28 protein-coding genes are annotated in these 25,587 nt (G+C 72.1%); 20 read left to right on the top strand and 8 right to left on the bottom strand.

Going from position 1 to position 25,587, the window contains the following annotated elements; all coding sequences use genetic code 11:
* The first annotated feature begins 64 nt into the window (after nucleotides 1-64).
* The 14 genes from ACZ4EG_RS28195 (at nucleotide 65) to ACZ4EG_RS28130 (ending at nucleotide 12,302) form a co-directional block, all read left to right on the top strand.
* A complete protein-coding gene (locus ACZ4EG_RS28195) occupies nucleotides 65-1,849 on the top strand; it encodes a nickel-dependent hydrogenase large subunit (protein WP_390709638.1) in 1,785 nt (594 codons plus the stop codon).
* Complete coding sequence (locus ACZ4EG_RS28190) at nucleotides 1,846-2,391, top strand: hypothetical protein (protein ID WP_467792571.1); 546 nt, start codon at nucleotides 1,846-1,848, stop codon at nucleotides 2,389-2,391. The genes ACZ4EG_RS28195 and ACZ4EG_RS28190 overlap by 4 nt, the downstream gene beginning before the upstream one ends.
* Entirely contained in the window at nucleotides 2,388-3,029 is a 642-nt protein-coding gene (locus ACZ4EG_RS28185; RefSeq protein WP_467792570.1) for a DUF5947 family protein, read from the top strand. Before ACZ4EG_RS28190 ends, ACZ4EG_RS28185 begins: the two co-directional genes overlap by 4 nt.
* Nucleotides 3,026-3,697 (top strand): DUF6084 family protein, encoded by a 672-nt coding sequence (locus tag ACZ4EG_RS28180; RefSeq protein ID WP_467792569.1) that lies wholly within the window; start codon nucleotides 3,026-3,028, stop codon nucleotides 3,695-3,697. Before ACZ4EG_RS28185 ends, ACZ4EG_RS28180 begins: the two co-directional genes overlap by 4 nt.
* Nucleotides 3,694-5,115, top strand: coding sequence for a hypothetical protein (locus tag ACZ4EG_RS28175; RefSeq protein WP_467792568.1), 1,422 nt, complete (start codon nucleotides 3,694-3,696; stop codon nucleotides 5,113-5,115). Before ACZ4EG_RS28180 ends, ACZ4EG_RS28175 begins: the two co-directional genes overlap by 4 nt.
* The gene (locus tag ACZ4EG_RS28170) at nucleotides 5,112-5,675 is read left to right on the top strand and encodes a hydrogenase maturation protease (RefSeq protein WP_467792567.1); all 564 of its coding nucleotides are present in this window, start codon (nucleotides 5,112-5,114) and stop codon (nucleotides 5,673-5,675) included. Before ACZ4EG_RS28175 ends, ACZ4EG_RS28170 begins: the two co-directional genes overlap by 4 nt.
* Entirely contained in the window at nucleotides 5,672-5,776 is a 105-nt protein-coding gene (locus ACZ4EG_RS28165; protein WP_390709632.1) for a DUF6893 family small protein, read from the top strand. Before ACZ4EG_RS28170 ends, ACZ4EG_RS28165 begins: the two co-directional genes overlap by 4 nt.
* 148 nt (nucleotides 5,777-5,924) lie before the next feature.
* Complete coding sequence (locus tag ACZ4EG_RS28160; protein ID WP_467792566.1) at nucleotides 5,925-6,320, top strand: hydrogenase maturation nickel metallochaperone HypA/HybF; 396 nt, start codon at nucleotides 5,925-5,927, stop codon at nucleotides 6,318-6,320.
* A gap of 3 nt (nucleotides 6,321-6,323) precedes the next feature.
* A complete protein-coding gene (hypB, locus tag ACZ4EG_RS28155; RefSeq protein WP_453555884.1) occupies nucleotides 6,324-7,061 on the top strand; it encodes a hydrogenase nickel incorporation protein HypB in 738 nt (245 codons plus the stop codon).
* On the top strand, nucleotides 7,058-9,430 hold the full coding sequence (gene hypF / locus ACZ4EG_RS28150) for a carbamoyltransferase HypF (RefSeq protein ID WP_467792565.1): 2,373 nt from the start codon (nucleotides 7,058-7,060) through the stop codon (nucleotides 9,428-9,430). The genes hypB and hypF overlap by 4 nt, the downstream gene beginning before the upstream one ends.
* Nucleotides 9,431-9,458: 28 nt before the next feature.
* The gene (locus tag ACZ4EG_RS28145; RefSeq protein WP_390709628.1) at nucleotides 9,459-9,761 is read left to right on the top strand and encodes a HypC/HybG/HupF family hydrogenase formation chaperone; all 303 of its coding nucleotides are present in this window, start codon (nucleotides 9,459-9,461) and stop codon (nucleotides 9,759-9,761) included.
* On the top strand, nucleotides 9,758-10,882 hold the full coding sequence (gene hypD / locus ACZ4EG_RS28140; protein ID WP_467792564.1) for a hydrogenase formation protein HypD: 1,125 nt from the start codon (nucleotides 9,758-9,760) through the stop codon (nucleotides 10,880-10,882). Before ACZ4EG_RS28145 ends, hypD begins: the two co-directional genes overlap by 4 nt.
* Nucleotides 10,875-11,945, top strand: coding sequence for a hydrogenase expression/formation protein HypE (hypE, locus tag ACZ4EG_RS28135; protein ID WP_467792563.1), 1,071 nt, complete (start codon nucleotides 10,875-10,877; stop codon nucleotides 11,943-11,945). Before hypD ends, hypE begins: the two co-directional genes overlap by 8 nt.
* Before the next feature lie 132 nt (nucleotides 11,946-12,077).
* Complete coding sequence (locus ACZ4EG_RS28130; protein WP_467792562.1) at nucleotides 12,078-12,302, top strand: hypothetical protein; 225 nt, start codon at nucleotides 12,078-12,080, stop codon at nucleotides 12,300-12,302.
* 4 nt (nucleotides 12,303-12,306) lie between these two features.
* Here ACZ4EG_RS28130 and ACZ4EG_RS28125 read toward each other — a convergent pair whose 3' ends face one another.
* Nucleotides 12,307-12,774 carry a hypothetical protein gene (locus ACZ4EG_RS28125; protein WP_453555874.1) on the bottom strand — a complete coding sequence of 156 codons (468 nt, stop codon included), beginning with the start codon at nucleotides 12,772-12,774 and terminating at the stop codon, nucleotides 12,307-12,309.
* A 339-nt stretch (nucleotides 12,775-13,113) separates the two neighbouring features.
* Between ACZ4EG_RS28125 and ACZ4EG_RS28120 the strand changes: the two genes are divergently transcribed.
* Together ACZ4EG_RS28120 and ACZ4EG_RS28115 are read left to right on the top strand one after the other, a co-directional pair.
* Nucleotides 13,114-14,463, top strand: coding sequence for a transaminase (locus ACZ4EG_RS28120; RefSeq protein ID WP_467792561.1), 1,350 nt, complete (start codon nucleotides 13,114-13,116; stop codon nucleotides 14,461-14,463).
* A gap of 50 nt (nucleotides 14,464-14,513) precedes the next feature.
* A complete protein-coding gene (locus ACZ4EG_RS28115) occupies nucleotides 14,514-14,954 on the top strand; it encodes an Lrp/AsnC family transcriptional regulator (RefSeq protein ID WP_453555870.1) in 441 nt (146 codons plus the stop codon).
* A gap of 5 nt (nucleotides 14,955-14,959) precedes the next feature.
* On the opposite strand, the gene ACZ4EG_RS28110 is transcribed toward ACZ4EG_RS28115, so the two are convergent.
* On the bottom strand, nucleotides 14,960-16,060 hold the full coding sequence (locus ACZ4EG_RS28110) for a PP2C family protein-serine/threonine phosphatase (protein ID WP_467792560.1): 1,101 nt from the start codon (nucleotides 16,058-16,060) through the stop codon (nucleotides 14,960-14,962).
* 224 nt (nucleotides 16,061-16,284) lie between these two features.
* Here ACZ4EG_RS28110 and ACZ4EG_RS28105 point away from each other — a divergent pair, with 224 nt between their 5' ends.
* On the top strand, nucleotides 16,285-17,193 hold the full coding sequence (locus ACZ4EG_RS28105; protein ID WP_467792559.1) for a GNAT family N-acetyltransferase: 909 nt from the start codon (nucleotides 16,285-16,287) through the stop codon (nucleotides 17,191-17,193).
* Between the two features lie 47 nt (nucleotides 17,194-17,240).
* Nucleotides 17,241-17,564, top strand: a complete 324-nt coding sequence (locus tag ACZ4EG_RS28100; protein ID WP_467792558.1) for a hypothetical protein — start codon at nucleotides 17,241-17,243, stop codon at nucleotides 17,562-17,564.
* A 23-nt stretch (nucleotides 17,565-17,587) separates the two neighbouring features.
* Here ACZ4EG_RS28100 and ACZ4EG_RS28095 read toward each other — a convergent pair whose 3' ends face one another.
* The 3 genes from ACZ4EG_RS28095 to tgmA are packed head-to-tail and all read right to left on the bottom strand — an operon-like array spanning nucleotide 17,588 to nucleotide 19,701.
* Nucleotides 17,588-18,475 (bottom strand): Gfo/Idh/MocA family protein, encoded by an 888-nt coding sequence (locus ACZ4EG_RS28095; protein ID WP_467792557.1) that lies wholly within the window; start codon nucleotides 18,473-18,475, stop codon nucleotides 17,588-17,590.
* A gap of 35 nt (nucleotides 18,476-18,510) precedes the next feature.
* A complete protein-coding gene (gene tgmB / locus ACZ4EG_RS28090; RefSeq protein ID WP_467792556.1) occupies nucleotides 18,511-19,494 on the bottom strand; it encodes an ATP-grasp ribosomal peptide maturase in 984 nt (327 codons plus the stop codon).
* Between the two features lie 15 nt (nucleotides 19,495-19,509).
* Nucleotides 19,510-19,701, bottom strand: coding sequence for a putative ATP-grasp-modified RiPP (gene tgmA / locus ACZ4EG_RS28085; RefSeq protein ID WP_263205316.1), 192 nt, complete (start codon nucleotides 19,699-19,701; stop codon nucleotides 19,510-19,512).
* 149 nt (nucleotides 19,702-19,850) lie between these two features.
* Here tgmA and ACZ4EG_RS28080 point away from each other — a divergent pair, with 149 nt between their 5' ends.
* Both ACZ4EG_RS28080 and tap read left to right on the top strand, forming a co-directional pair.
* On the top strand, nucleotides 19,851-20,222 hold the full coding sequence (locus ACZ4EG_RS28080; protein WP_467792555.1) for a hypothetical protein: 372 nt from the start codon (nucleotides 19,851-19,853) through the stop codon (nucleotides 20,220-20,222).
* Between the two features lie 16 nt (nucleotides 20,223-20,238).
* On the top strand, nucleotides 20,239-22,527 hold the full coding sequence (gene tap, locus ACZ4EG_RS28075) for a telomere-associated protein Tap (protein WP_467792554.1): 2,289 nt from the start codon (nucleotides 20,239-20,241) through the stop codon (nucleotides 22,525-22,527).
* A gap of 20 nt (nucleotides 22,528-22,547) precedes the next feature.
* On the opposite strand, the gene ACZ4EG_RS28070 is transcribed toward tap, so the two are convergent.
* The 3 genes from ACZ4EG_RS28070 to ACZ4EG_RS28060 all read right to left on the bottom strand — a co-directional run bounded on the left by ACZ4EG_RS28070 (nucleotide 22,548) and on the right by ACZ4EG_RS28060 (nucleotide 25,091).
* On the bottom strand, nucleotides 22,548-23,435 hold the full coding sequence (locus ACZ4EG_RS28070) for a fructosamine kinase family protein (RefSeq protein ID WP_467792553.1): 888 nt from the start codon (nucleotides 23,433-23,435) through the stop codon (nucleotides 22,548-22,550).
* Between the two features lie 20 nt (nucleotides 23,436-23,455).
* Nucleotides 23,456-23,923 carry a hypothetical protein gene (locus ACZ4EG_RS28065; protein WP_453555855.1) on the bottom strand — a complete coding sequence of 156 codons (468 nt, stop codon included), beginning with the start codon at nucleotides 23,921-23,923 and terminating at the stop codon, nucleotides 23,456-23,458.
* A 286-nt stretch (nucleotides 23,924-24,209) separates the two neighbouring features.
* Nucleotides 24,210-25,091 (bottom strand): SCO6745 family protein, encoded by an 882-nt coding sequence (locus ACZ4EG_RS28060; RefSeq protein ID WP_467792552.1) that lies wholly within the window; start codon nucleotides 25,089-25,091, stop codon nucleotides 24,210-24,212.
* Nucleotides 25,092-25,587 lie beyond the last annotated feature (496 nt).

Genomic DNA, 25,587 nt, shown 5'->3' with positions numbered 1-25,587 from the left:
GCACGCCTGACCCCACCCCCGCCCACCTTCCGACCCCCGGCACACGAAGGACACCACACAGACCATGACCCCGAAGACCAAGGCGGCCGGCGACGGCAGCGGCCTGATGGAGATGTCCTGGGACCCGATCACCCGGATCGTGGGCAGCCTGGGCATCCATACGAAGATCGACTTCAAGCAGAAGCGGGTCGCCGAGTGCTACAGCACCTCGTCGGTCTTCCGCGGCTACAGCGTCTTCATGCGCGGCAAGGACCCGCGCGACGCCCACTTCATCACCAGCCGCATCTGCGGGATCTGCGGCGACAACCACGCCACCTGCTCGGTGTACACGCAGAACATGGCCTACGGCGTGAAGCCCCCGCACCTCGGCGAGTGGGTCATCAACCTCGGCGAGGCCGCCGAGTACATGTTCGACCACAACATCTTCCAGGAGAACCTGGTCGGGGTCGACTACTGCGAGAAGATGGTCAAGGAGACCAACCCCGGCGTCCTCGAACTCGCCGAGCGCACCGAGGCCCCGCACGCCGCGGAGCACGGCTACCGCACCATCGCCGACATCATGCGGTCCCTCAACCCCCTCGAAGGCGAGTTCTACCGCGAGGCGCTGCAGGTCAGCCGCTACACCCGCGAGATGTTCTGCCTGATGGAGGGCCGCCACGTCCACCCCTCCACGCTGTACCCCGGCGGTGTCGGCACCAACGCCTCGGTCCAGCTCTTCACGGACTACCTCAGCCGGCTGATGCGGTACGTGGAGTTCATGAAGCGGGTCGTCCCCCTCCACGACGACCTCTTCGACTTCTTCTACGAGGCCATGCCCGGCTACGAGGAGGTCGGCCGCCGCCGCGTCCTGCTCGGCTGCTGGGGAGCGCTCAACGACCCCGAGTACTGCGACTTCACCTACGCCAACATGACGGACTGGGGCCGGCGGATGTTCGTCACCCCCGGCATCGTCGTCGACGGCAAGCTGGTCACCACCGACCTCACGCAGATCAACCTGGGCATCCGCATCCTGCTGGGCAGCTCGTACTACGAGGACTGGGAGGGCAAGGACCTCTTCGTCACCCACGACCCGCTCGGCAACCCGGTCGACCCGCGCCACCCCTGGAACCAGCACACCATCCCGGCCCCGCAGAAGCGGGACTTCGACGACAAGTACAGCTGGGTCATGTCCCCGCGCTGGTTCGACGGCAAGGACCATCTCGCCCTGGACACCGGCGGCGGCCCCATCGCCCGTCTGTGGACCACCGCCCTGGCCGGACTCGTCGACACCGGCGGCGTCAAGGCCACCGGCCACAGCGTGATCATCAACCTGCCGCGGACCATGACCAAGCCCGAGACCACCTTCGAGTGGAAGATCCCGCAGTGGAGCAACGCGCTCGAACGCAACCGCGCGCGCAGCTACTTCCAGGCCTACACCGCCGCCCTCGCCCTGCACTTCGCCGAACAGGCCCTGGACGAGGTCCGCGCCGGACGCACCCAGACCTGGGAGAAGTTCGAGGTCCCCGACGAGAGCATCGGCGTCGGCTTCACCGAGGCGGTCCGCGGTGTCCTCTCCCACCACATGGTGATCCGCGACGGCAAGATCGCCAACTACCACCCCTACCCGCCCACCCCGTGGAACGCCAGCGTCCGGGACTCCTACGGCACTCCCGGCCCGTACGAGGACGCCGTGCAGAACACCCCGATCTTCGAGGAGAACTCCCCGGAGAACTTCAAGGGCATCGACATCATGCGCGCCGTGCGCAGCTTCGACCCCTGTCTGCCCTGCGGTGTCCACATGTACGTCGGCGGCGGCAGGACCGTGCAGAAGATGCACGTGCCCACCGGCCTGAGCGGACTGGGCGGATGAGCGCGCCCACGGCGGCCGCCGCCACGCGCCCGATGAGCGCGGAAGAGGCCGGGCGGCGGATCGAGGACGTCCTCGACCGCCTGGCCGCCACCGGCGACACCGCAGCGGTCGCCGCGGCGGAGGAACTGGTGCGGTCCCTCATGGAGTTCTACGGCGCCGGGCTCGCCCGGATCGTGGACCTGCTGTCCGCGGGCGCCCCCGTCGAGGCCCTGCTCGGCGACGAACTGGTGGCCGGCCTGCTGGTGCTCCACGACCTCCACCCCGAGGACCGGGAGGCCCGCATCGCCCGTGCCCTGGCCACGGTGCCCGACCAGGGCCTGGAGGTCGAGGACTTCGACGAACCCACGGGCAGGCTCCGGCTGCGGGCGGCGGCCGGGGCGGGCTGCGGCTGTGCCGCCACCGCGTCGGCGGTGCGGCAGGCGGCCGAGGACGCCCTCACCTGCTTCGTACCGGAGATCACGGCCGTCGAGGTGCGCACCGCCGACACCCCCGGCGAGTCCGCGCTGCTCCAGATCGGCACCCGGCCCGGGGCCCGCGGATGACCGCTCCGTCGGCCCCGGCGTCCGGCCTGCGCAGATTCCTCACCGAACGCCCGCCGCGGCCCGAGCGATGCGGACTGTGCTCGCTCGTCGTGGCCGAGGGGGAGCACCGCCACCTCGTGGACACCGAGCAGCGGGCGCTGGTGTGCGCCTGCCCGTCCTGCTTCCTGCTGATGGAGCGGCCGGGCGCCGGCGCGGGCCGCTTCCGGCCGGTCCCGGCCCGCTACCTCACCGACCCGGACCACCGCCTCGACGACAACGCCTGGGACACGCTGCGCATCCCGGTCGGTGTCGCGTTCTTCTTCCGCAACACCGCACTCGACCGGCTGGTGGCCCTCTACCCGAGCCCCGCCGGCGCCACCGAGAGCGAGCTCGAACCGGAGGCCTGGACGGCAGTCCTCGCCGCCACCGGGCTCGCCCGGCTGCTCGAACCGGACGTCGAGGCGCTCCTGCTGCGCCGTACCGAGGCCGGTGTCGAGTGCCATCTCGTACCGATCGACCTCTGCTACGAACTGGTCGGCCGGATGCGCCTGTTGTGGCAGGGCTTCGACGGCGGAGCCGAGGCCCGCGCCGCCCTGGACGCGTTCTTCGCACGGGTCGCGGCCCTCGCCAGGCCCGTCGGCGAGGAGGACCGGCCGTGACCGCACTCTCCTTCGTCTGCACCGGCGTACGCGCGGACCGCTACGCGGCCGGACCCACCCTGGTGTTCCGGCTGCGCATCACCAAGCCCGACGACGAACCGGTGCACGCCCTCCTGCTGAACTGCCAGCTCCGCATCGAGCCCGCCCGGCGGGGCTACGACGGTGCCGAGGCGGAGGCGCTCACCGACCTCTTCGGCGAGCGCTCCCGCTGGGGCAGCACCCTCCAGCCGGTGCAGTTCGCACAGGTCCCGCTCATGGTCACGGGCTTCACCCGGGAGACCGAGGCGGACCTGGTCGTGCCCTGCACCTACGACATGGACATCGCCGCGACCCGCTACCTCGACGCCCTGAGCGGCGGCGAGGTGCCGCTGCTGATGCTCTTCTCCGGCACGGCCTTCACCGGCAAGGGCGGCTTCCGTGTCGAGCCGGTGCCCTGGGACCGGGAGGCGACGTTCCGGATGCCCGTCGCGACCTGGCGCGAGATGGTCGACCAGCACTTCCCCGGCTGCGGCTGGATCCGGCTGCCCCGCGACACCATGGTCGCCCTGCTCGCCTTCCGCTCACGCAGGGCACTGTCCTCCTGGGACGCGACCGTACGGGCCCTGCTGGACGAGACACGGAGCGCGTCCGGCACCGGCGCCGTCATCACCGGAAGGACCGCTTCGTGAGCGTGACCACGTTCGCGCCCGAGACCGAGGCGCGGCTCGCCCTCGCCCGGCAGGTGGCCGACGCCGTGCTCTTCGAGGGCTATGTGCTCTACCCGTACCGGGCCTCCTCCGCGAAGAACCGGCTGCGCTGGCAGTTCGGTGTGCTGGTGCCGCCCGGCTGGGGCGCCGAGTGCGAGGAGCACGCCTTCCAGCACACCGAGTGCCTGATGGAACCCCGGTCGGGCGCCACCCTCGCCGTCGAGCTGCGCTTCCTGCGCGCCCGTCGGCGAACCGTCCAACGGGTGCTTGCGGACGGCGGGTTCGAGACGGTCCCCGAACTCCGGCTCGCCGACCGGGTCCTGGTTCCCTGGGACGAGGGCGTCGAGGAACGCGTCGAGGCCGTCGTGCCCGTGGCGGACCTCCTCGCAGGTGACGTCACCATCCCCTTCGACCGCCCCGCGGGCGAGGACAGCGAGCCCGTCCTCGACGAGAACGGCCGCACCGTCGGCCGGACGATCCACCGCTACGAGGAACTCGGCGGACTGCTGCGCCTGTCGGCGCGCGAACTCGACGGGCCCTACCGGGTCGTGCGGCTCACCGCCGTCGCCGAGAACACCAGCACCTGGCTCCCGCCGTCGGGACACGCGGCCGACCGGGACGCGGCACTCCCGCGCTCCCTCGTGGCCGCCCACCTCCTGATGGCGCTGAGCGAGGGGTCGTTCCTGTCGATGACCGATCCCCCCGAGTGGGCGAAGGCCGCGATCGCCTCCTGCCGCAATCTGCACACCTGGCCGGTGCTCGCCGGCGAACCCGGCCGCGCCGATGTCGTCCTGTCCTCACCGATCATCCTGGAGGACCACCCGGCCATCGCGCCCGAAAGCCCCGGCGCCCTGTACGACGCCACCGAGATCGACGAGATCCTCGCCCTGCGCACCGCCGCCCTCACCGACGAGGAGAAGCGCGAGGCACGGGGCACCGACGAGCGGGCCGCCGCCGTGATCGACCTGGCCGACTCGCTGCCCCCGGAGGTGCTGGAACGCCTGCACGGCACCGTGCGCGGCCTGCGCGAGGTGACACGGCCCGCGCCCGTCGCGGGCTTCCCCGACGAGGACGGCGTACCACAGCCCGACGTGCCCTGGTGGGACCCGGCGGCCGACGCCGGCTTCGACCCCGCCCGCGACCGGGTCACGGTCGGCGGGCGGCCGGTGGGCGCCGGCAGCCGGGTCGTCCTGAATCCCGGCCTGCGCCGCACCGACGCCCAGGACCTGTTCCTGCGCGGGCGCACCGCGACGGTCGAGGCCGTGCTGCACGACGTGGACGGCGCAGTGCACCTCGCGGTGACGGTGGACGGCGACCCCGGCGCCGACCTGCGCCGCGAACAGGGTCGCTATCTGTACTTCCAACCCGACGAACTGACCCCCCTGGAGGACGACGCATGAGCCCTTCCCCGGAGCGGGGCCATGACGGCCGTGTGCTCGTGGCGGGCATCGGGAACATCTTCCTCGGCGACGACGGCTTCGGCGTGGAGACCGTGCGCGCCCTCGCGGGACGTGAACTGCCCGGCCACGTCGAGGCGGTGGACATCGGAGTGCGGGGCGTGCACCTCGCCTACCAGCTCCTCGACGGCTACGGCACCCTGATCCTGGTGGACGCCACGGCCCGCGGCGGCGCCCCCGGCACCCTGTATGTGATCGAGCACGACGACATCGGCGCGGACGGCACGGAGCACACCCCGCTCGACGGCCACCGGATGACCCCCGACGCCGTGCTCGCCCTGCTGGGCACCCTGTGCGTCGGCACCGGCGGCCGGCCCCCGCGCCGCACCCTGGTCGTGGGCTGCGAACCGGCCTGTGTGCAGGAGGGGATCGGCCTCAGCGGGCCGGTGTCCGACGCCGTACCGCACGCCGTCCGGCTGATCGAAGAGCTGCTGGCCGCGCCCCCGGAGTCCGGGGCGCCGCCCCGGGCCGCCGAAGCCGTCAACCTAGGAGAGACAGGATGAAGAAGAACATCGCGCTGGGAGTGCTGTCCGCCGCCATCGCGGCCCTGGTCGTGCAGTCGCTGCCCGACATCAGGCGCTACCTGAAGATCAGCCGTATGTGAGACACGGTCCCGTCCGCCCGGCGCCCCGTTGCGGCGAACGGCGTACGTGCCCGGGCGGCGACGGCGTGCCGAGCCGCCCGCCCGTGCTGCCGCGCCTGTAATGGGGTCCGGCGACCGGCGCGCACACCACGCGCCAGGACGGAGACCGATGCACGAGATGTCCATCGCGCTGGCGGTGATCGGACAGGTGGAAGAAGCGGCCGAGCGGGCCGGGGACGTCACCGCCGTGCGTTCGGTGCACCTGGAGGTGGGCGAACTCGCCGGTGTCGTGGCCGACTCCCTGTCCTTCTGCTTCGAACTGGCCTGTGCCGGCACCGTGCTTGAGGGCGCCGAACTGGTCACCGACACCGTCCCGGGGCGGGCGCGCTGCGCACCCTGCGCGCACGAATGGGCCGTCGGCATGCCGCCCTCGCTGACCTGCCCACGGTGCGCCAGCGGGACCACCGAACTGCTGTCGGGCCGAGAACTGCGCGTCACCCGTGTGCGGTGGGACGACGGCGGCGCGCCCCCGGCCACCCGCGAACCGATCGTCCAGGAGCGCTGAACCATGTGCCGTGTGCTCGATCTGCAACAGGCGGTCCTCGCCCGGAACGACGAGGCCGCACACGCCCTGCGCACCGAACTGACGGCCCGCGGCACCACGGTCGTCAACCTGCTCTCCAGCCCCGGCAGCGGCAAGACCGCGCTGCTGGAACACGAGTTGACGCTGGCGCGCGAGCGGTCCGTGCCGGTCGCGGCGCTCACCGCCGACCTCGCCACCGAGAACGACGCGGCACGGCTGGCGCGTTCGGGCGTCCCGGTCAAGCAGGTCCTCACCGACGGACTGTGCCACCTGGAGGCGGGGATGCTCGCCGGGCACCTGGACGGATGGCTGCCCGAGCCGACCCGGCTGCTGTTCGTGGAGAACGTGGGCAACCTCGTCTGCCCCGCCTCCTACGACCTCGGGGAGACGCTCCGCGTCGTGCTGGCCTCCGTGACGGAGGGCGAGGACAAGCCGCTGAAGTACCCCACCGCCTTCGGCCTTGCGCATCTGGTGGTGGTCACCAAGACCGACATCGCCGAGGCGGTCGGCTTCGACGAGGCCGCCTTCCGTGCGAACGTCGAGCGGGTCAATCCCGGCGTCGAGGTGCTGCTGACCTCGGTGCGCGGCAACCAGGGGCTCGGCGCCCTGCTCGACCGGGCCCTGGCGGCCGCCGAGGGCGCCCCGCCGCACAGTCCCGTGATGGCCAGCCAGCCCCTTCACCACCATCACCACGACCACGCCACGGTCCCGTCCCGATCGTGAGCGTCCTGCCTCCACCCCCCGAAGTCGAAGGCCGGACCCGCCTACGGCGCCGGGTCACCGTGCGCGGTGTGGTGCAGGGGGTCGGCTTCCGGCCCTACGTCTTCACCCTCGCCACCGCACTGGACCTGTCCGGGCACGTGACCAACACCCCCGAGGGCGTTGTGGCGGAGGTCGAGGGCGCGCCCGAGGCGGTCGCCCGGTTCTGCGCCCGGATCGCACCGGACGCACCGCCCCTGGCCCGCGTGGACCTGGTCGACCACCAGGACGTGCCCGCCGTCGGCGAGAGCGGGTTCACCATCCTCGTCTCGCGCACGGCAGGACCCGCCGGCACGCTGATCCCCCCGGACACGGCGACCTGCGCGGAGTGCCTGCGCGAACTGGCCGACCCTGCCGACCGGCGCCACCGGCACCCCTTCGTCAACTGCACCCACTGCGGCCCGCGGTTCACGATCGTCACCGGCCTGCCCTACGACCGGGCACAGACCACGATGGCCGGCTTCCCGATGTGCCCCGACTGCGTCCGCGAGTACGCCGATCCCGCCGACCGGCGCTTCCACGCCCAACCGGTCGCCTGCCCGGCCTGCGGGCCCCGTCTGCGACTGCTGGTGCGCGCATCCGAACCCGGAGGCCGGCCGGTCCCGGTCACCGCGGCCGACCCGGTCGCCGAGGCCCGCGCTCTGCTGGCGCGCGGCGCGATCGTCGCGGTCAAGGGACTCGGCGGCTACCACCTCGCCTGCGACGCCACCGACCCCGGCGCGGTCGCCCTGCTGCGCGACCGGAAGTCCAGGGGCGACAAGCCGTTCGCCGTCATGGCCCGGAGCCTCGACGACATCGAGCACCTCGTCCGCCTCGACCCCGAGGAGCGCGCTCTGCTCACCGGCGCCTGCCGCCCGATCGTCCTGCTGCGCGGCCGCGCACACACCGATCCCGCGAGGCCCCGGCCGGCGAAGACCGTCGCCCCCGGCAGCCCCGACCTCGGCATCATGCTGCCGTACACCCCGCTGCACCACCTCCTGTTCGGCCTGCCCGGCGACCCCGAGGGCACCCGGCTGCTCGTCATGACCAGCGGCAATGTGTCCGGCGAGCCGATCGTCACCGACGACGCGGAGGCGCTGGAGCGATTGGCCCCGCTCGCCGACGCCTGGCTCACCCACGACCGGCCGATCCATGTGCCGTGCGACGACTCCGTGGTGCGCGTGTGCGACGGCGAGCCCCTGGTCGTGCGCCGCGCCCGTGGCTACGCGCCCCTGCCCCTCGACCTCCCTGTCCCCGTGCGGCCGGCCCTCGCGGTCGGCGGCGACCTGAAGAACACCCTCTGTCTCGGCGAGGGACGCCGGGCGTGGCTGTCGGCGCACATCGGCGACATGGACGACCTGGCCACCCAGCGGGCCTTCGAACGCGCCGTGGGGCAGCTGCAGTCGATCACCCCGGTACGGCCGACCCTGCTGGCCGCCGACCGGCACCCCGGCTACCGCTCCGCCCGGTGGGCGACCAGGAACGCCGACGGCCGGCCCGTCGTCCGCGTCCAGCACCACCACGCCCATGTGGCCTCCGCGATGGCCGAGCACGGACTGGACGGCAGCCGGCCGGTTCTAGGTGTCGCCTTCGACGGCACCGGCTACGGCGACGACGGGGCCGTGTGGGGCGGGGAGTTCCTGCTCGCGGACTACGACCGCTTCACCCGCTTCGGACACCTGGCCTATGTACCGCTGCCCGGCGCAGACGCCGCGGTCCACCGGCCCTACCGCATGGCCCTCGCGCATTTGCGCGCCGCCGGGATCGACTGGTCCGCCGACCTGGCCTGCGTTGCGCACTGCCCTCCTGGCGAACTGTCCGTCCTGGCACGGCAGTTGGAGCGGAACCTGAACTGCGTTGCCACCTCCAGCATGGGCCGGCTCTTCGACGCCGTGTCGTCGCTCGCGGGGGTGTGCCAGCTGGCCGGGTACGAGGCCCAGGCGGCCGTCGAACTGGAGGCCGCGGCCCTTCAGGCGCCCCGCGAGGACGCCGCCGCCTACGCCTTCGCGCTGCTGGACGGCGAACCGGTGCGGGCCGACGCGGCGCCCGTCCTCTCGGCGATCGTGGCCGATCTGCGTGCGGGTGCCGATCCGGCGAGCGTGGCGGTCCGCTTCCACCGGGCCGTCGCCGATCTCGTCCACCGCGTCTGCCTACGGGCGCGGGAGCGGCACGGAGTCGACACGGTCGCCCTGACCGGCGGAGTGTTCCTCAACTCCCCGCTCTCCTCGGCCTGTACGAGGGCACTGGACGCGGACGGCTTCACGGTGCTGCGCCACCACCTGGTCCCGCCGGGCGACGGCGGTCTGGCCCTGGGCCAGTTGATGGTGGCCGCGCGCACCCCGGTCCCCGACTGACGAACCACCCCACAGCGAGGAGAGGCCCATGTGCCTGGCGGTACCCGGCAGAGTCCTGGATATCGAGGAGCGCGACGGCACCCGGTTGGCCACCGTCGACTTCGGCGGTGTGGTCAAGGAGGTGTGCCTGGAGTACCTGCCCGACCTGCAGGTCGGCGAGTACGCCATCGTGCACGTCGGGTTCGCGCTGCAGCGGCTCGACGAGGAGTCGGCCCGGCAGACGCTCGAACTCTTTGCCGAACTCGGCATGCTCCAGGAGGAGTTCGGCGATCCCTGGGAAGCTGCCGCGGGCGCGGGAGCGACGCACGTCGCCGAGGAGGCGCGCAAGTGAAGTACATGGACGAGTTCCAGGACCCGGCGCTGGCACGGCGGCTCCTCGACGAGATCCACGCCACCGTGACCAGGCCCTGGGCGCTGATGGAGGTCTGCGGCGGGCAGACGCACTCCATCATCCGTCATGGCATCGACCAACTCCTCCCCGAACAGGTCGAGTTGATCCACGGTCCGGGCTGTCCCGTGTGCGTGACCCCGCTCGAGGTCATCGACAAGGCCCTGGAGATCGCCTCCCGGCCGGAGGTGATCTTCTGCTCCTTCGGCGACATGCTCCGGGTGCCCGGCACCGGACGGGACCTGTTCCAGGTGCGCGGCTTGGGCGGCGACGTACGGGTCGTCTACTCTCCGCTCGACGCCCTGCGGATCGCCCAGCAGAACCCGGACCGCCAGGTGGTGTTCTTCGGCATCGGCTTCGAGACGACCGCACCGCCCAACGCCATGACGGTCCACCAGGCCCGCAAGCTGGGCATCCGCAACTTCAGCCTGCTGGTCTCGCACGTCCGCGTGCCTCCCGCCATCGAGGCGATCATGCGCTCCCCGAGCTGCCGGGTGCAGGGCTTCCTGGCCGCCGGGCATGTGTGCACCGTGATGGGCATGGACGAGTATCCGGAGCTGGCGGAGCGCCACCGCGTCCCGATCGTCGTGACCGGCTTCGAGCCGCTCGACATCCTGGAGGGCGTGCGCCGGACCGTGGCGCAGCTGGAGCGCGGTGAGCACACCGTCGACAACGCCTACCCCCGCGCCGTCCGCGCCGAGGGGAACCCGGCCGCGCGGGCCATGCTGGAGGATGTCTTCGAGGTCACCGACCGCGCCTGGCGGGGCATCGGCGTGATCCCCGACAGCGGATGGCGGCTGTCCGCCAAGTACCGCGAGTACGACGCCGAGTCGCGCTTCGCCGTCGAGGGCATCCGCACCCGCGAGCCGGCCGAGTGCCGCAGCGGTGAGGTCCTGCAGGGACTGCTCAAGCCGAACGAGTGCGAGGCCTTCGGCACCCGCTGTACCCCCCGCACCCCGCTCGGAGCCACCATGGTCTCCAGCGAGGGTGCCTGTGCCGCGTACTACCTCTACCGGCGTCTGGACATCACCCCCGCGGCCCGGGAGGCGAGCCCCGTTGCCTGACAGCACCTCCGACACCCTGGACCTGACCGGGTGGACCTGCCCGGCCCCGCTGCGCGACCAGCCCCGGATCGTCATGGGCCACGGCGGTGGCGGCACGCTCTCCGCCGAACTGGTCCAGCATGTGTTCGCGCCCGCCTTCGGGGGCGAGGTCCTCGCTCAGATGGGCGACGCGGCCGCGCTCTCCCTCGGCGGTGTGCGGCTGGCCTTCTCCACCGACTCCTTCGTCGTACGGCCCCTGTTCTTCCCCGGCGGCAGCATCGGCGACCTCGCCGTCAACGGCACGGTCAACGACCTCGCGATGAGCGGGGCCCGGGCCGCCTACCTCTCCTGCGGATTCATCCTGGAGGAGGGCGTGGAGCTGGAGACCGTCTCACGGGTCGCCGAGGCGCTCGGCGCGGCGGCGCGGACCGCGGGCGTCGAGGTCGCGACCGGCGACACCAAGGTGGTGGAGGCGGGCCACGGCGACGGGATCTACCTCAACACCGCCGGCATCGGCCTCGTCCCGGCGGGCGTCGACCTGCGGCCGCAGAGGGTCGTCCCCGGCGACGTCGTGATCGTCAGCGGTGCGATCGGGGTGCACGGCGTGGCCATCATGAGCGTGCGCGAAGGCCTGGAGTTCGGGGTGGAGATCGAGAGCGACTGCGCCGCGCTCGGCGGTCTCGTCGAGACCATGCTCGCCGTCACCCCGGATCTGCATGTGCTGCGCGACCCCACCCGCGGCGGACTCGCGGCCTCGCTCAACGAGATCGCGGCCGCCTCGGGGACGGGCGTGGTCGTCACCGAGCGGGACGTCCCGGTCCCGCCGGAGGTGGCCAACGCCTGTGCGGTGCTGGGCCTCGACCCCTTCTACGTCGCCAACGAGGGCAAGCTCGTGGCCTTCGTGCCGCGCGAGCATGCCGACGCCGTCCTGGACGCGATGCGCGCACATCCGCTGGGCAAGGAGGCGAGGATCATCGGCGAGGCGGTGCGCGAGCACCCCGGGATGGTGGTGGCCCGCACCGGACTCGGGGGCACCCGGGTCGTCGACATGCCCCTGGGGGAGCAGCTCCCGAGGATCTGCTGACCTGACCGGGGCACCCGTCGTTCCGGATGCTTGTCGTACCGGCGGGTGCCCCGATCGGGCGGCGCACTCACCCCACCCGGTGAGCGCCCGGGTGCGCGCGTACCACCGGCGCACAGCGCGCGTTGCTCCGGCATGGACCGAACCTCCGTCGCTTTCCGACGCTCACAGAACCCGGAGCCTGCCGCGCCCCGTCCCGCACGGCCGGCCGCCGCACTGCGGACCCGTGAGCCGATCTACGCGCAACTCGTCGCGGAGTGGCGCGCCGAGGGCCGGTCCGTGCCGGCCGACCCGGACCTGAAGTGGACCTTCCTCGCCGGACTTCCGGTGCGCATCCGGCCCGGGGTGGAGCGTCTGTGAGGCGCTATCCGTCGGCCTGTGGCCCGAGGACCGCGAGCGTGCCGTTGGCCTGGCGCAGGGCCATTTCCAGGGTGCCGGGACCGTGCAGCGCGCCGGTTCCGTCGGGCGGGATCAGCCACTCCAGCGAGCGGGCCGACCGGTACGGCGGCGGTACGGCGACCCAGGACCCCTTGGTCGCGTAGCGCAGCCCGGCGCCGACCCACTGTCCCGACGGGTCGGGCGGCAGGAAGAAGCCGACCCGGTGCGCCGTGGTGTCCACCAGAGTCGGCCCGGGAACGGGCAACGAGGGCCGCCACAGCAGGTCCAGGGTGAGCAGACCGAGTCGGTCGGGAACGCTCAGCACGTCCCAGAAGCGTCCGGCCTCCAGCAGCGCGATGCCCTCACCGTGGTCCCATTCCCATTTGCACGCCCGGGGGTTCGCCGCCGCCGCGGCCAGCCATTCCACGCCCTGCATCCACATCGGGTTCATCATGCACCGCTCCGGGTGATCTCCGCTCGCCTGACACGGGCGTGGGCGCGGCGTCTGTCACCGGGCAGTTCGTGCGACTTCACGCCAACACCGGATATGCATGCTCGTAGATAGATGCACCTGGCGGAAGGGGTGGCGCGCCCTGGCGTTTCATGGTCGACACTCGAAAATCGAGCACGGATTCGGGGTGTCGGGAGAGTAATCGTTACTTCCAGTGACGAGGTGGACGCTCGATTCGAGCACTTGGACACTCGAATCGAGCGTCAAGCCTTGATGGCTCAGCTGCTTCGATCGTACGCTCCGAATGTTCCGTCGCCACTGCCGTCGCCACTGGGGAATTCCATGGACCGCACCCGTCTCCACCACCTCCTGGCCCGCGAGAGCGCCGAGGCCGAGCGCCGCAACCCGCGCTCGAAGGCGGCCTACGCGCGGGCCGATCACCTCTTCGGCCGGGTGCCGATGACCTGGATGAACAAGACCGCCGGCGCCTTTCCGCGCTATCTGGCAACCGCCCGGGGAGCCCGGGTCAGCGACATCGACGGGCACGAGTACATCGACTTCTGCCTCGGTGACACGGGTGCCATGGCCGGTCACTCGCCCGCCGTGGTGGCCGCGGCGGTGCACCGCCGGTTCGCCGAGCAGGGCGGGGCCACCGCGATGCTCCCCACGGAGGACGCCGAGTGGGTCGGCGCGGAGCTGACCCGCCGCTTCGGGCTTGCGCGCTGGAGCTTCTCGCTGACCGCGACCGACGCCAACCGCTGGGCGATCCGGCTCGCCCGGGCCGTCACCGGCCGGTCCAAGATCCTCGTGAACAGCTACAGCTACCACGGCAGCGTCGACGAGTCGCTGATCGTCGTGGGCCCGGACGGCCGCGGCACCGCCCGCCCCGGCAACGTCGGCGCCCCCTGCGACGTCACCCTGACCAGCAGGGTCGCCGAGTTCAACGACCTCGCGCAGCTGGAGCGCGAGCTCGCCCATGGAGATGTCGCCGCCGTCCTCATGGAACCCGCGCTCACCAACATCGGCATCGTGCTGCCCGAACCCGGCTATCTGGCCGGCGTACGCGCTCTCACCCGGCAGTACGGCACCCTCCTCATCAACGACGAGACGCACACCTTCTCCGCCGGGCCCGGAGGCTGCACCGCCGCCTGGGACCTGGAACCCGACCTGCTGACCATCGGCAAGGCCATCGGCGGCGGCATCCCGGCCGGCGCCTACGGCCTCTCGGCCGACCTGGCCGAGCGGCTGCTCGCCCGCGACGACCTGGACCTGGTGGACATGGGCGGCGTCGGCGGCACCCTGGCGGGCAACGCGCTCTCCGTCGCCGCGATGCGAGCCACCCTGGAACACGTCCTCACCGACCAGGCGTTCGACCACATGGCCAAGCTCTCCGAACGCTTCGAGGCCGGCGTCCGCGCGGGCATCGCGGCCCACGCACTGCCCTGGTCGGTCAGCCGCCTCGGCGCCCGCACCGAGTACCGGTTCGCCGACCCGGCGCCGCGCACCGGAACCGAGTCCGAGGCCGCCGCCGACCCGGAGCTGGGGGACTTCCTCCACCTCTACCTGGCCAACCGGGGCATCCTGCTGACCCCGTTCCACAACATGGCGCTGATGTGCCCCGACACCACCGAGCAGGACGTGGACACGCACACCGAGGTCTTCGCCGCCGCCCTCGCCGAACTGAACGGCTGAGCCACGCCACTAGGGTTGACCCGAGCAGGCCAGGGGCGGAGAGGAAGCACGTGGACGAGATCGACCGGGCCATCCTGCGTGAACTGCAGACCGACGGGCGCATCGCGTACGCCGACCTCGGTCCGAAGGTCGGCCTGTCGGCCTCGGCGGCCCGGCAGCGGCTGCAGCGGCTGCTGGATGCCAAGGCCGTGCAGGTCGTCGGCGTCACCGACCCGATGGCCATGGGCGGGCAGGCCATGGCGCTGCTCGGCATCGGCGTGGACGGCGACCCGCGCGCCGTCGCCGACGCCCTGGCCGACCGCCCCGAGGTCGTCTACTCGGTGCTCACCTCGGGCGGCTTCGACCTGTTCGCCGAGGCGGTCACCCCCGGCCCGAAGGACCTGCTGGACTTCGTCAACGACGTCGTCCGGCAGATCGAGGGCGTACGGCAGGTCCAGTCCTTCCCGTACTTCGCCATCCACACCCACCGCTTCCTGTGGGACGTGGGCTGACCCGGTCAGCGCAGGTCGGGGGCGAGGACGAGCATCGTCGCGTCGTCCCGGACGGTGCCGCAGTGCCGTACGAGATCCGACCAGACCAGCTTCGTCAGCGCGGTCGAGCGGTCGTCGGCCAGCTCCGCGAGCCGCTCGGGCAGCGGATAGAAGTCGCCGGAGTCGTCCCGTGCCTCCCACACCCCGTCGGAGGCCAGGAACAGCCGGTCGCCCGGCGCGAGCGCCACCGTGACCTCCTTCGGCGGATCGACACCGACGAGACCGAGCCCCAGGGGAGTGCCCGACTCGACGCCGACCTCGCGGACCCGCCCGTCGTGCAGCAGCAGCGGAGGCGGATGGCCGCAGGCCACGATCCGTACCGAGCGGGCGTCGCCGGAGAACTCCAGCAGCATGGCGGTGGCGAACAGCTCGGCATGCCGCACCCCAGCCGAGTCCACCGTCAGTCTGCGGTCCATGCGGGCCGCCACCGACTCCAGATCGGGCTGGTCGAGCACCGCCTCCCGGAAGGCTCCGAGCAGTGACACCACCGTCGCCACGGCCGACAGCCCGTGCCCCTGCACATCGCCCATCACCGCCCGGACACCGTACGGCCCGTCGCGCACGTCGAAGAAGTCCCCGCCGACCAGCGTCCCGTGCTGGGCGGCCCGGTACAGCCCCGTGCACCTGATCCTCCCGACCCGCTCCGGCAGCGGCGGCGCGACGGCACGCTGCACCACCTCGGCGACCGTCCGCTCCGTGACCAGCTGGGCGTCCCGGTGACTTCGCACATAGGACACGAACACACTCAGTACGGCGACGAAGATGATGGTGAGCAGATCGGTGTTGCCGGGCCGGTTCAGATGGGTGGCCGGTATGTGCAGCACCACGATGACCATGGCGCCGAGCAGCGCGGTCGCCAGCGGACCGTACGACAGGACCGCCAGCGGCGGAATCGCGCCCAGCAGGAACCCCAGGTCGAGGTAGTTGCCACTGGCGACGGTGGCCATGGTGACGCCCACGAGCAGGGCGACGGGCAGCACCCGCACCCACCACGGCGGCGGAGCGCCCCGCAGCCAGCTGCGCTCGTCCCGGTACTGGCGCGACCAGCGCCCGCCCACCGTTCTCACAAGCCCAAGCTACGCCCCCGCACGGTTCCGGGCCCGCCCGCGAGAAAGCGATGGACGTGTGCGTACGCGCCCGCTTACCGTGTGACACCACGCCCGACGACCGCACGGAAGGAGGCGAGTGCCATGAGGTTCACGACCGACCAGCGCTTCCTTCCCGTCGCCCGGGCGTGCCACCTCTGACCTGACCGGGAGCGCTCCACGCCGCATGCATCCCGGAGGAATCCATGACCGGTCCGGTCATCCACACGCTCGACGAGAGCACCGCCCATGTCTTCGACACCATGCCCGACCCGCTGCGCACGCGTGAGGCGTCCCGGTCGGCCCGGCACCGCCCCGACTGGATGCGTGTCGCCCTGCGCGACGGCACGGTGGTGGCGCGGGGCGCCTGGTGGGGCGGCCCCGACGACCCCGAGCCGCTCACCGTCGACTTCTTCGACGTGGCCGAGGGCGAGGAGGACGCGGGGGCCGAGTTGCTGCGCACCGCGCCCTGGCGGGTCGACGGCCTGGAGCTGAACCTGCCGAGCGGCTGGCGTGCCGAACCCCTGCTGCGCGCGGCCGCCGAGACGCGCTTCACCGCCGCGCGGAAGGCCGGGTACGAGCTCTTGGTGGAGCGCTTCGTGTACCGGTGGACACCGGAGTGCGGCCTCCCCGAGCGGCCCGGCCGGCTGGTCTTCGGCCCGGAGCCCGACGATGCGGTGTTCTTCGACGCGCTGCGCCGCATCCACTCCGTCACCCTGGACGCCCACGCCCGCAGGGCCGTCGAGGAAGGGGGAGTGGACCGGGCCGCTCAGGAGGAGCTCGACTTCTTCCGGTGGTGCCCCTCTCCGCGCCAGTGGTGGCAGGTCGCCCGCACGCCGGAGGGAGAACCGGTCGGCATCCATGTCCCCGCGCACAACCCGTCGGGGCCGTGCATCGGTTTCATCGGCGTCCTGCCGGAACAGCGCGGTCACGGCTATGCCTACGACCTCCTCGTGGAGTGCACCCACTTCCTGGTCGAGCGGGGAGCCGAGTGCATCGCCGGTGCCACCGACCAGGGCAACTTCCCGATGACCGCGCACTTCACCAGGGCCGGGTATCCCGTCGTCCGGGAGCTCGCCACTTTCCGGTCGGCACCGGATGTCAGTGCCGGGTGACATGCTGTCCGCGCGGTGATCGACAACGGGTGGCGGAGGGCGTGGGCATGGCGTTCGACGGTTCGGTGTGGCGCGTGCGCAGTGGCGGGGAGTCCGTGGGCGAGATCCTGATCGACGACATGGACTTCCCCTGGCTGTCGGGGAGGTTCACGCCCGGCCCCGCCTTCGGCTCCGTGCGAGAGTTCTTCGCCCGTGAACTCGCCCTGGCGGACCGGGACGACGACTGGGAGCTGTGGGAGGAGGCGTACGACGAGATCCGGCGCCGGGTGTCCCTGTCCTCGCCGGACGGGCCCGTCCCCGAGTTCCTGCTGCACATGGAGGGGGACCGGGCCTGGTTCCGGTGGAGTGAGGAACCGTTCGACGAGGACTGAGACGAGGACTGAACGGACGCGGCCTATGCGGTCCTGCCGTTGAGGCGGGCCTCGGCCGTCGTGAGTATCTCGGTGACCCGCAGGCCGAACGCCGCGTCGCAGGAGTGCGGGCGGCCCGTGCGGGCGGCCGCGAGGAGGGCGTCGGCGGCTCGGGTGAGGGCCGGGACCGCCCCTTCCGAGCTGCGCGGCAGGAGGGTCGCTCCCGCCTCGCCGCGGAGTTCGACCACCGCCCCGGCCGCCGCGGGCGGGGCGGTGAGGCTCAGGGTCAGGGTGCTCGACGTGCCGGTGACATGGTCGAGGACGAGGTGGACGGTGTCTCCGGGACCGTGGGCCGCGGCCGTCACCTCGCGGACGTCGCCGAGGACCGGCAGGAGCACGGACAGCGCGTGCGGGCCCACGTCCCACAGCGCGCCCTTCGCCCGGCGCCAGGGCGAGGCGGCGAACGGGCTGTCGCTGGTGAACACCGCGCCGAGCCATTCCGCCCGGGCGGTGAACCAGCCCGCGACGGCGGCCTGTTCGTCGATCCACGCCTGCGGCTCCTGCTGGAACCGTGTGGTGAAGAACACCAAGGAGGCGACACCGGCCCGCTCGGCCGCCTCGACCATCGCCCGTCCGTCGGCGACATCGAGGGCGAGCGGTTTGTCCAGCAGCAGATGACAGCGCGCCCGGGCCGCGCGCACCGCCAGGTCCGCCTGCACGGTCGGCGGCAGCGCCACGGCCACCGCGTCCACGTCGTCGAGCAGGGCGTCCACGTCGTCGTACGCACGCGTGCCGTACTGCTCGGCCAGCACCGAGGCGGCCTCCGGGCGGCGGCCCCACACCCCGGTGAAGTCCAGTCCACCGTGGCCGCTCAGCGCGGGGGCGTACGCCGCCTGCGCCCACGGTCCGGTCCCGAGCAGTCCCACACGCATACGGTGGCCCCTTCCTGATGTCGTTGCCGGTTCGGTCAAGGGGTCATTCTCCTGCCGCCGTTGAGGTACGGCTGTACCGGTTCGGCGTCCTGCGCCAGCCACTGCGCGATGGAGCGGGCGATCGGCTGACCGGTGTCCATCTCCACGAAGCCGAACTGGCCGGACTGGTTGCACTCCAGGAACCACCAGATCCCGTCGGCGTCCTCCGCGAAGTCGAAGGCCCCGTAGGCGATTTCGGCCTGCTTCATATAGGTGTGGACGGCTTCCGCGGTACGTGGGGGCACGTCCACGGGTACCCAGGGGGCGGCGGAGGGGGCGAAGCGCACGTCCACGTCGTCGGGGTCGGCGTCCGGGGCGACCGGCTTGCGCGCGGCGAGCAGCCGGTCGCCGACGACGGTGAGCCGTATGTCGGCGCGCTTTCCGACCCGTCGCTGCAGCAGGGTCGGCCCGAAGGCGACGGCCGAGAAGTCGGTGTCCGGCGCGACCCGGCTGGTCGGCACCGCCCGGGGCGGCTCCTGGGGATGCGCTCCGGAGACCGGCTTGACCACCAGGTCCGGGAAGCGCTCCGCGAACTCCCGGGCCGCCTGCGGAAAGGTCGTGATGAGGGTGGCCGGCACCGGCAGTCCGCTGCGCTGGGCCAGCTTCAGCTGCCAGGGCTTGTGCCGGGCCCGCCGGGCCGCGTCGGGATGGTTCATCCAGCGGGCGTCGGTGGAGCGCAGCATGCCGTACAGCGCCTGGGAGGACTCCTCGGTCAGCCAGGCGGTCGGCTGGGCGGCCCGGGCGGCCGCGACTCCCGGTCTGCGCACCCAGATGGAGCGCAGACCGTTCATGCTCACCAGGCGGCCCGCGATGGACAGGTGTCCACGGCTGACGCCCTGCACATACTCGCCCGAGAGGGCGACCCGGCTGGTGAGATCGGCGGGATCGAGTCGGACCACGGGCACACCGGCCTCGTTGAGCCGGAGGACCACCATGTCCGCCGTCACGTCCTCGTCGGAAGTCAGGATGAGCACGGTCATCGGGGGGATCCGCGGTCAGTCGTCGAAGTGCGTCTTGGAACCGGCCGTGGAGGTCGTGGTCCCCAGCGCTCTTAGCGTTGCGTGATCGGTCGCAGCGATCCGGCCATCGGGGAACACGTTCAACTGCAGTCCGGAGTCGTACGCGTACGGAGCGGTGACTTCCAACTGCACTGCGGGGCGCGCGTAGTTGAGCGTGAACGGTTGCATGGTCTCTCCCTGTTCAAAGCTTCCATGCACTTATACGAATCGAACGCCTGGTTGGTTTCCTTACTCTGAGTAATCTCAGCCCGATTTAAGCTGCCGTTAAGAAACCAACAGAACGTTGTTTCGTTGGATGGCTGAGATAGCATGCCCGCATGGCACATGACGCCCAGGACGACGAGGCCCGCAGGCGGCTGTCCGCCCTGGGGGACCGTCCCGTCGACGACGGTGCCCCGGCACACCGGCTCGCCCGGGACGCGGCACTGCTCGGACGGCTGCTGACGGCCGCCGACACCCCGGTGCCGGAGGTGACGGTGGACGACGTCGGCGCGGCTCTGAGCCTCTTCGACGAACTGCGCCATCAACTGGACCGGCTGGAGAGCCAGGTGGTCATGGAGGCGCGGCGCCGCGGCATGGACTGGCGGCAGATCGCCGGGTACCAGGGACTGAACTCCTCCCAGGGCGCCTCGCAGCGCCATCAGCGGCTGACGACCCGGCTCGAAGAGATCCGCCAGGGCGTCAGGTAGAAAGACGGATGTGGAAATGACGGACCAGCCCGATGAGCTGTTCGCGGCTGTCGACTCCCTGCTCGCCGCCGTCGACGGCGGCACCGTGCTTCCCGCTCCCGCGGTGCGGGTGAGGCTGCGCGAGACGGCCGGGCTGACGCAGGCCGCCGTGGCCCAGGCGCTCGGGGTACGGGTGCCGAGCATCGAGGCCTGGGAGGCGGGCCGCGCCGAGCCCAGGGGCGAACGCCTGGAGGCCTACCGTCGGCTCCTCGACGGCCTGGCCCACCGCTATCCGGCCGCGCCGCCTCCCGCACCGGCGACGGGCGCGGGTCCCGGACTCCCGCATGCGCAGGGGGCGCCGCCGCAGGACGCGGATGGCGCCGGGCGGCGGCCCGCCGGGGACGAGGCCGAAGCGGGCCCGTCAGGCGGGGAGTCGTCCGGTGGGAAGTCGTCCGGTGGAAAGCCGTCCGGTGGGAAGTCGTCCGGCGGGGAGTCGTCCGGTGCGCGCCCGGTGTCGGGAGCGGCCGGGCGCGGACCGGATTCGGCGTCGCGCCGTCCGGCCGCGAGCAAGGGCGCGGCCAAAGCCCCCCGGAACACGCCCCGGATCACCCCGCGGAACACCCCCAAGTCCGCCCCCGCCGACACCGCCGACCCCCGCTTCGCGCACGGCCCCCTCGCCGTGGTCGACGCGGCCGACGGTGAGATCAACGCGTACTGCGTCGGCGGGCTGGTCCTCGACGTGCCCGCGAAGTCGCTCCCGGCGCTGGTGGAGTGGACGCTTGCCGAGGCGATGCTCGGGCAGCCGCGGCTGCATCGCTCGGGCAAGGACGCGGACCCCCTCGTCGTACTGACCGCGGCGGCCTGCGAGCGCTACGGACTGCCCGCCGAGCTGAGCGACGAGGAGCGCCTGGCGGGCCGTATCCCGGAGTCCCACAAGTCGGTCCGGCAGCTGAAGAAGGCCGACTGGCAGCTCACCAAGCGCGGATTCGGCCCATGGGCCCGTATCTACCGGCCCGCCCAGGGCGGTCGGCGCAGCTGCGTCCAGCTCTGCATTCCCGCCTGGCACGCCCTGGACGCCCGGTACTGGGGCGACGCCGCCGAACAGCCGCCCGTCGAACTCGCCCGTATCCTCGGCACCTACGCCGACCGGGTCCTCACCCCGCGCGGCTCCACCGCCGTCACCGGCCTGGAGCTGATGACCGCGCTGCACCCGCCCACCCGCGCGGTGAAGGACGACCACGACCAGTGGGTGTCCGCCCCGAACCCGGGCGCGCTGACCCAGGCGGTGGACTGCGCCCCGTGCGAAGCCCCCGACGGCCATCCGCTCCTCGCCCATCTGCCGCGCTTCCACCAGCGCACCCCGGCCGAGATCCTGCGCGAGGAGGCCTACGACTGGGCCCGGCCGCTGACCGACGAGGAGTGCATGCAGCCGTACCTCGTCGGGATCGACGTCAACATGGCCTTCGCGGCGGCCGCCAACCGCACCGTCGTCGGCCTCGGCGCGCCGGTCCATGCGCACAACCCCGCCTTCGACCCGTCGCTGCCCGGTTCCTGGCTGGTCGACCTCTCCCACATCCGGCTCGACCCGCGCCTGCCGAGCCCGTTCACCCCGGACGGCGACGCGCCGCTCGGCCCGGCCTGGTACGCGACGCCGACCGTGGCGTACGCGCAGGAACTCGGCTACGAGGTCGCCCCGTTGGAGGCATACGTCCGTCCCGAGCACGGCCCGTACCTGGACGCCTGGTACACCCGTCTGCGTGACGCGTACGTCGCGACCATGGCCGACCTCGGCGTGACCACCGGCATGACGCCCGAGGAGTTCCTGGCCGCGATGGACGGCCACAAGGACCGGGATCCGCAGCTGGCCCTGGTGCTGGCGGCGATCAAGGCCACGGTCAAGGGCGGCATCGGCAAGCTGCGTGAGCGGGCCCGCACCGGATGGCGTCCGGGAGAGCGCTGGCCGGCGCTGGAACGGCCGACGTGGCGGCCCGACATCCGTGCCGCCGTCATCTCCAAGGCCCGGATCAACATGCACCGCAAGATGCTCGCCACCGCCCGGACGACCGGGCAGTACCCGGTGGCGGTGCTGTCCGACTGCGCGGTGTACGCCTCCGACGGGCCCGGGCCACTGGACTTCCTGCCCTACAAGGACGGCAAGCCCCTGCCCGGTGGCTTCCGGATCGGAGTGAGCCCGGGCATGGTCAAGCACGAGGGCACCCAGAGCGTGCTGTGGGCGGAGGGGCTGCGCGAGGAGCACGGCGACCACCTCAACCTGGCCCGCTACATCAAGTCCGGCCAGATCCAGCTCCCGGACGCGGGGGAGTAGTCGGCCGTCCCTCGGTCCGGTCAGGCCGCCGCGGCCCGGCGGGCGACCGCGAGGGCCTGTTCCGCGTACCCCCGGCCGAACAGCACCGCGTGCACCAGCAGCGGGAACAGCTGGTGCACGCCGATGCGGTCCTCCCAGCCCTCGGCCAGGGGTGCGGCCTGCCGGTAGCCCTCCAGTACGCGGTCCAGATGGGGGCAGCCGAAGAGGTGCAGCATCGCCAGGTCGGTCTCGCGGTGTCCGCCGTGCGCGGCCGGGTCGATGAGCCAGACATGACCGTCGGCTCCCCACAGCACATTGCCGTTCCACAGGTCGCCGTGCAGCCGGGCGGGCGGTTCGGCGGGGCCCGCGAGCTCCGGCAACCGTTCGCAGACGCGCTCGACGACGGTGGCCTCGCCGGGGCGGACCGTGCCGTTGTCGACGGCGTCGCGCAGATACGGCAGCACGCGGTACTCGGCGTACCAGCGCGGCCAGTCGGTGCCGGGGACGTTGCGCATGGGGGCGAGACCGATGTACGCCTCCACCGGGCCCTCGGGCGGCGGGGCCCCGAACGCCGGTGCCCCGGCGGTGTGCAGGGCGGCCAGCTCACGGCCGAAACGCAGCGCCGCCTCGGCGCCGGGCCGTCCGTCCGGGACGCGGTCGATCACCATCCACCGCTCGTCGTGACCGCGCACATGCGCTGTACGGACCGCCCCGGCGGCGGCCAGCCAGCGCAGCCCGGCCACCTCGGCCCGAACGGCGCCCGGGCCGTGATCACCACGCTTGGCGATCACGGCCCGGCCACCATCGAGCACCACCTCGGCGAGGTTCCCCGACAACGCCCGCACACTGGTGACCGTTCGACCGGTGAGCCGGGACACCGCGGTGCCCGGCCCCTCGCCCGCTGTTTCGCCGCGCTTGACCACGGCCACCAGCGTACGGTCCGAGGGGATCAGCTGCCCCAGGTCCCCTGGTCCGAGGCGCAGTTCCAGCCCGTGCCCTTCAGGGTGAACTTCACCTTGTAGGTGTGGGTGTTGAGCAGGTGCGTCGGCACCTTGACGCCGAGGCTGGCCTTCTTCTTCAGCGTCAGGGTGTACACCGACACGACCTTGGTCGTGTTCTTGGTGATCTTGCCACCCGTGGGCTTGGCCGTGCCGAAGCGGATGTTCTTCACGTCGGTGACCGTGAAGGTGACCTTCGAGAAGCTCTTGGTCGTGCTCTTGTTCTTGAGCCCGAAGTACAGGCCGCCGTTGGTGACCCAGCCGTGCGAGTCGACGTAGAAGCGGCTCGGATAGACGAGGTCGATCGGGCAGCCGGAGCTCGTCGACGCCGAGGTCTGCGCGGACGCGGCTCCCGCGAGGCCGAGCTGAGCGGCGGTGACGATTCCGACCGCGGCCAGGACCGTGGCGGACGTGCGCATGCGATTCACTGTGGTGTTACCTCCCCCTGTGGCCCGGATGGGCCCGGACGGCACAATCTCATCTCCGGCATCCCGAAGACGTCTGAATTACACGGCACTTCGACGGTTACTACGACTGTTTTTCGCCAAACCCCCGTCAGTCACCCCGACGCGGTGTCGAAGGCCGATCCCGACGGGAAACGGCTGCGCCGGCAGCGGCGTGCGCGCACCATCGCCGACGACGGGGCCTGGCCGGTTTCCTCCCGTCGCCTGCGTCAACAGGTCCTGACGGATGACCGGTTCTCGCTCAAGGACACCTCGGCGCCGGGCCAGGCCGGGGTACGCCGACCGGGTTGCCGGAGGGCAGCACCCCGGAGTCCCAGACCGTCCGGGCCAGTGGTTCGAGGAGGTCGGCGAGGCGCTCGGTGCGGTCCGCGCCCAGAGCGGTCCACGGTCGCTCGGCGGCTGCGTCGGTCTGCGCCTCGACGGCCGCGCGCCCGGCGGCGCCCGCCAAGGTCAGGGCCCCGTCCTCCCCGAGCCACCCGCGTTCGCGCAGTGCGCTCTCGGCGGCCTGCCATGCCGAGGCCTCCCACTTGCGGGTGTCCCGCAGTATGTTCCGGTCCCCTTCACGGGCGGCCGCCTTCAGCACCATCGCCTCGACCGGTCCCAGCCCCTGACCCACCAGAACCGCGAAGTGCCCGTCGCCCCGGTGCTCCCGGAGCGTGGTCAGGGCCTGCCAGAGCCGCACATGCGCCGGCGCGGGACGGTCCAGGGCCTGGTTGGCCGCGGCGAGCACACGGCCCGCCGTGTCCGCGGCCGTGGCCGCCTCCCAGGCCAGATCGGCGGCCTCGGTCATCTCCGACGAGTTGACGACGTCCGCGCCGAACAGCCGGGTCATCGCGGCGTCCATCGCCTGCTGCCGCGCCGCGAGGGCGTCGGCCGGGTCGGCGTATTCCCATGCGTCCGGCAGCGCCCGCGCCACGCGGTCGGGATGGAAGACATAGAAGGATCCGGTCACGACGGAGGCGGGCACCGCGCCCAGCGGCGCCGCGCGCAGCGCGAAGTACCCCATCCAGAAGCCCCGCATCCCGAGCCCGTTTGCGGCTTCACGTGCCTCCGGAGTGAAGTAGACGAGGTCGTGCACCGGCTCGTACCGCTCCCACATCGCCCGCGACATCCCGTCGCCCATGGCTTCCTCCCCGTTCTTCGGTCTGCACCGTCCGGTCCGCACGATCATGCCTCGTGCCCGGAACAGCGTGCGCCATGACCAGGATCACAACAAGTCCCGGCCCGGACGCGTGAGTCCGGCTCAGCAGGTCTCACGGGCGTCATTGACATCAGGAGTCAGTCCTCTACCGTAGAGCCCTGCACAGCATGTCGCACAGTCTTCGATATTTCGAACGAGCGTCAGTGGGGCGGGGAGCGGGACTCTCCGCCCCACGTCATCGACATGCGGAGGACTTCGTGATCCCACCTCTTGGCAGACGGACCTTCCTCACCGCTGCCGGTGCGGCCGCCGCCCTGAACCTGACGGGCGTCCCCGCGGCCCACGCGGCGCAACGCCCCACCGCCGCGCGCCCGGTGAACGCCCCACAGGTGCAGCCCTTCCCCCTCGGTGCGGTCTCCCTGCTGACCGGACCGTTCAAGGACAACCAGAGCCGCAACACCGCCTCTCTGCGCTTCGT

Source organism: Streptomyces sp. NPDC025638 (assembly GCF_055558775.1).
The sequence above is the reverse complement of the archived record's forward strand: the minus strand, read 5'-3'. Positions and strand labels throughout refer to the sequence as shown.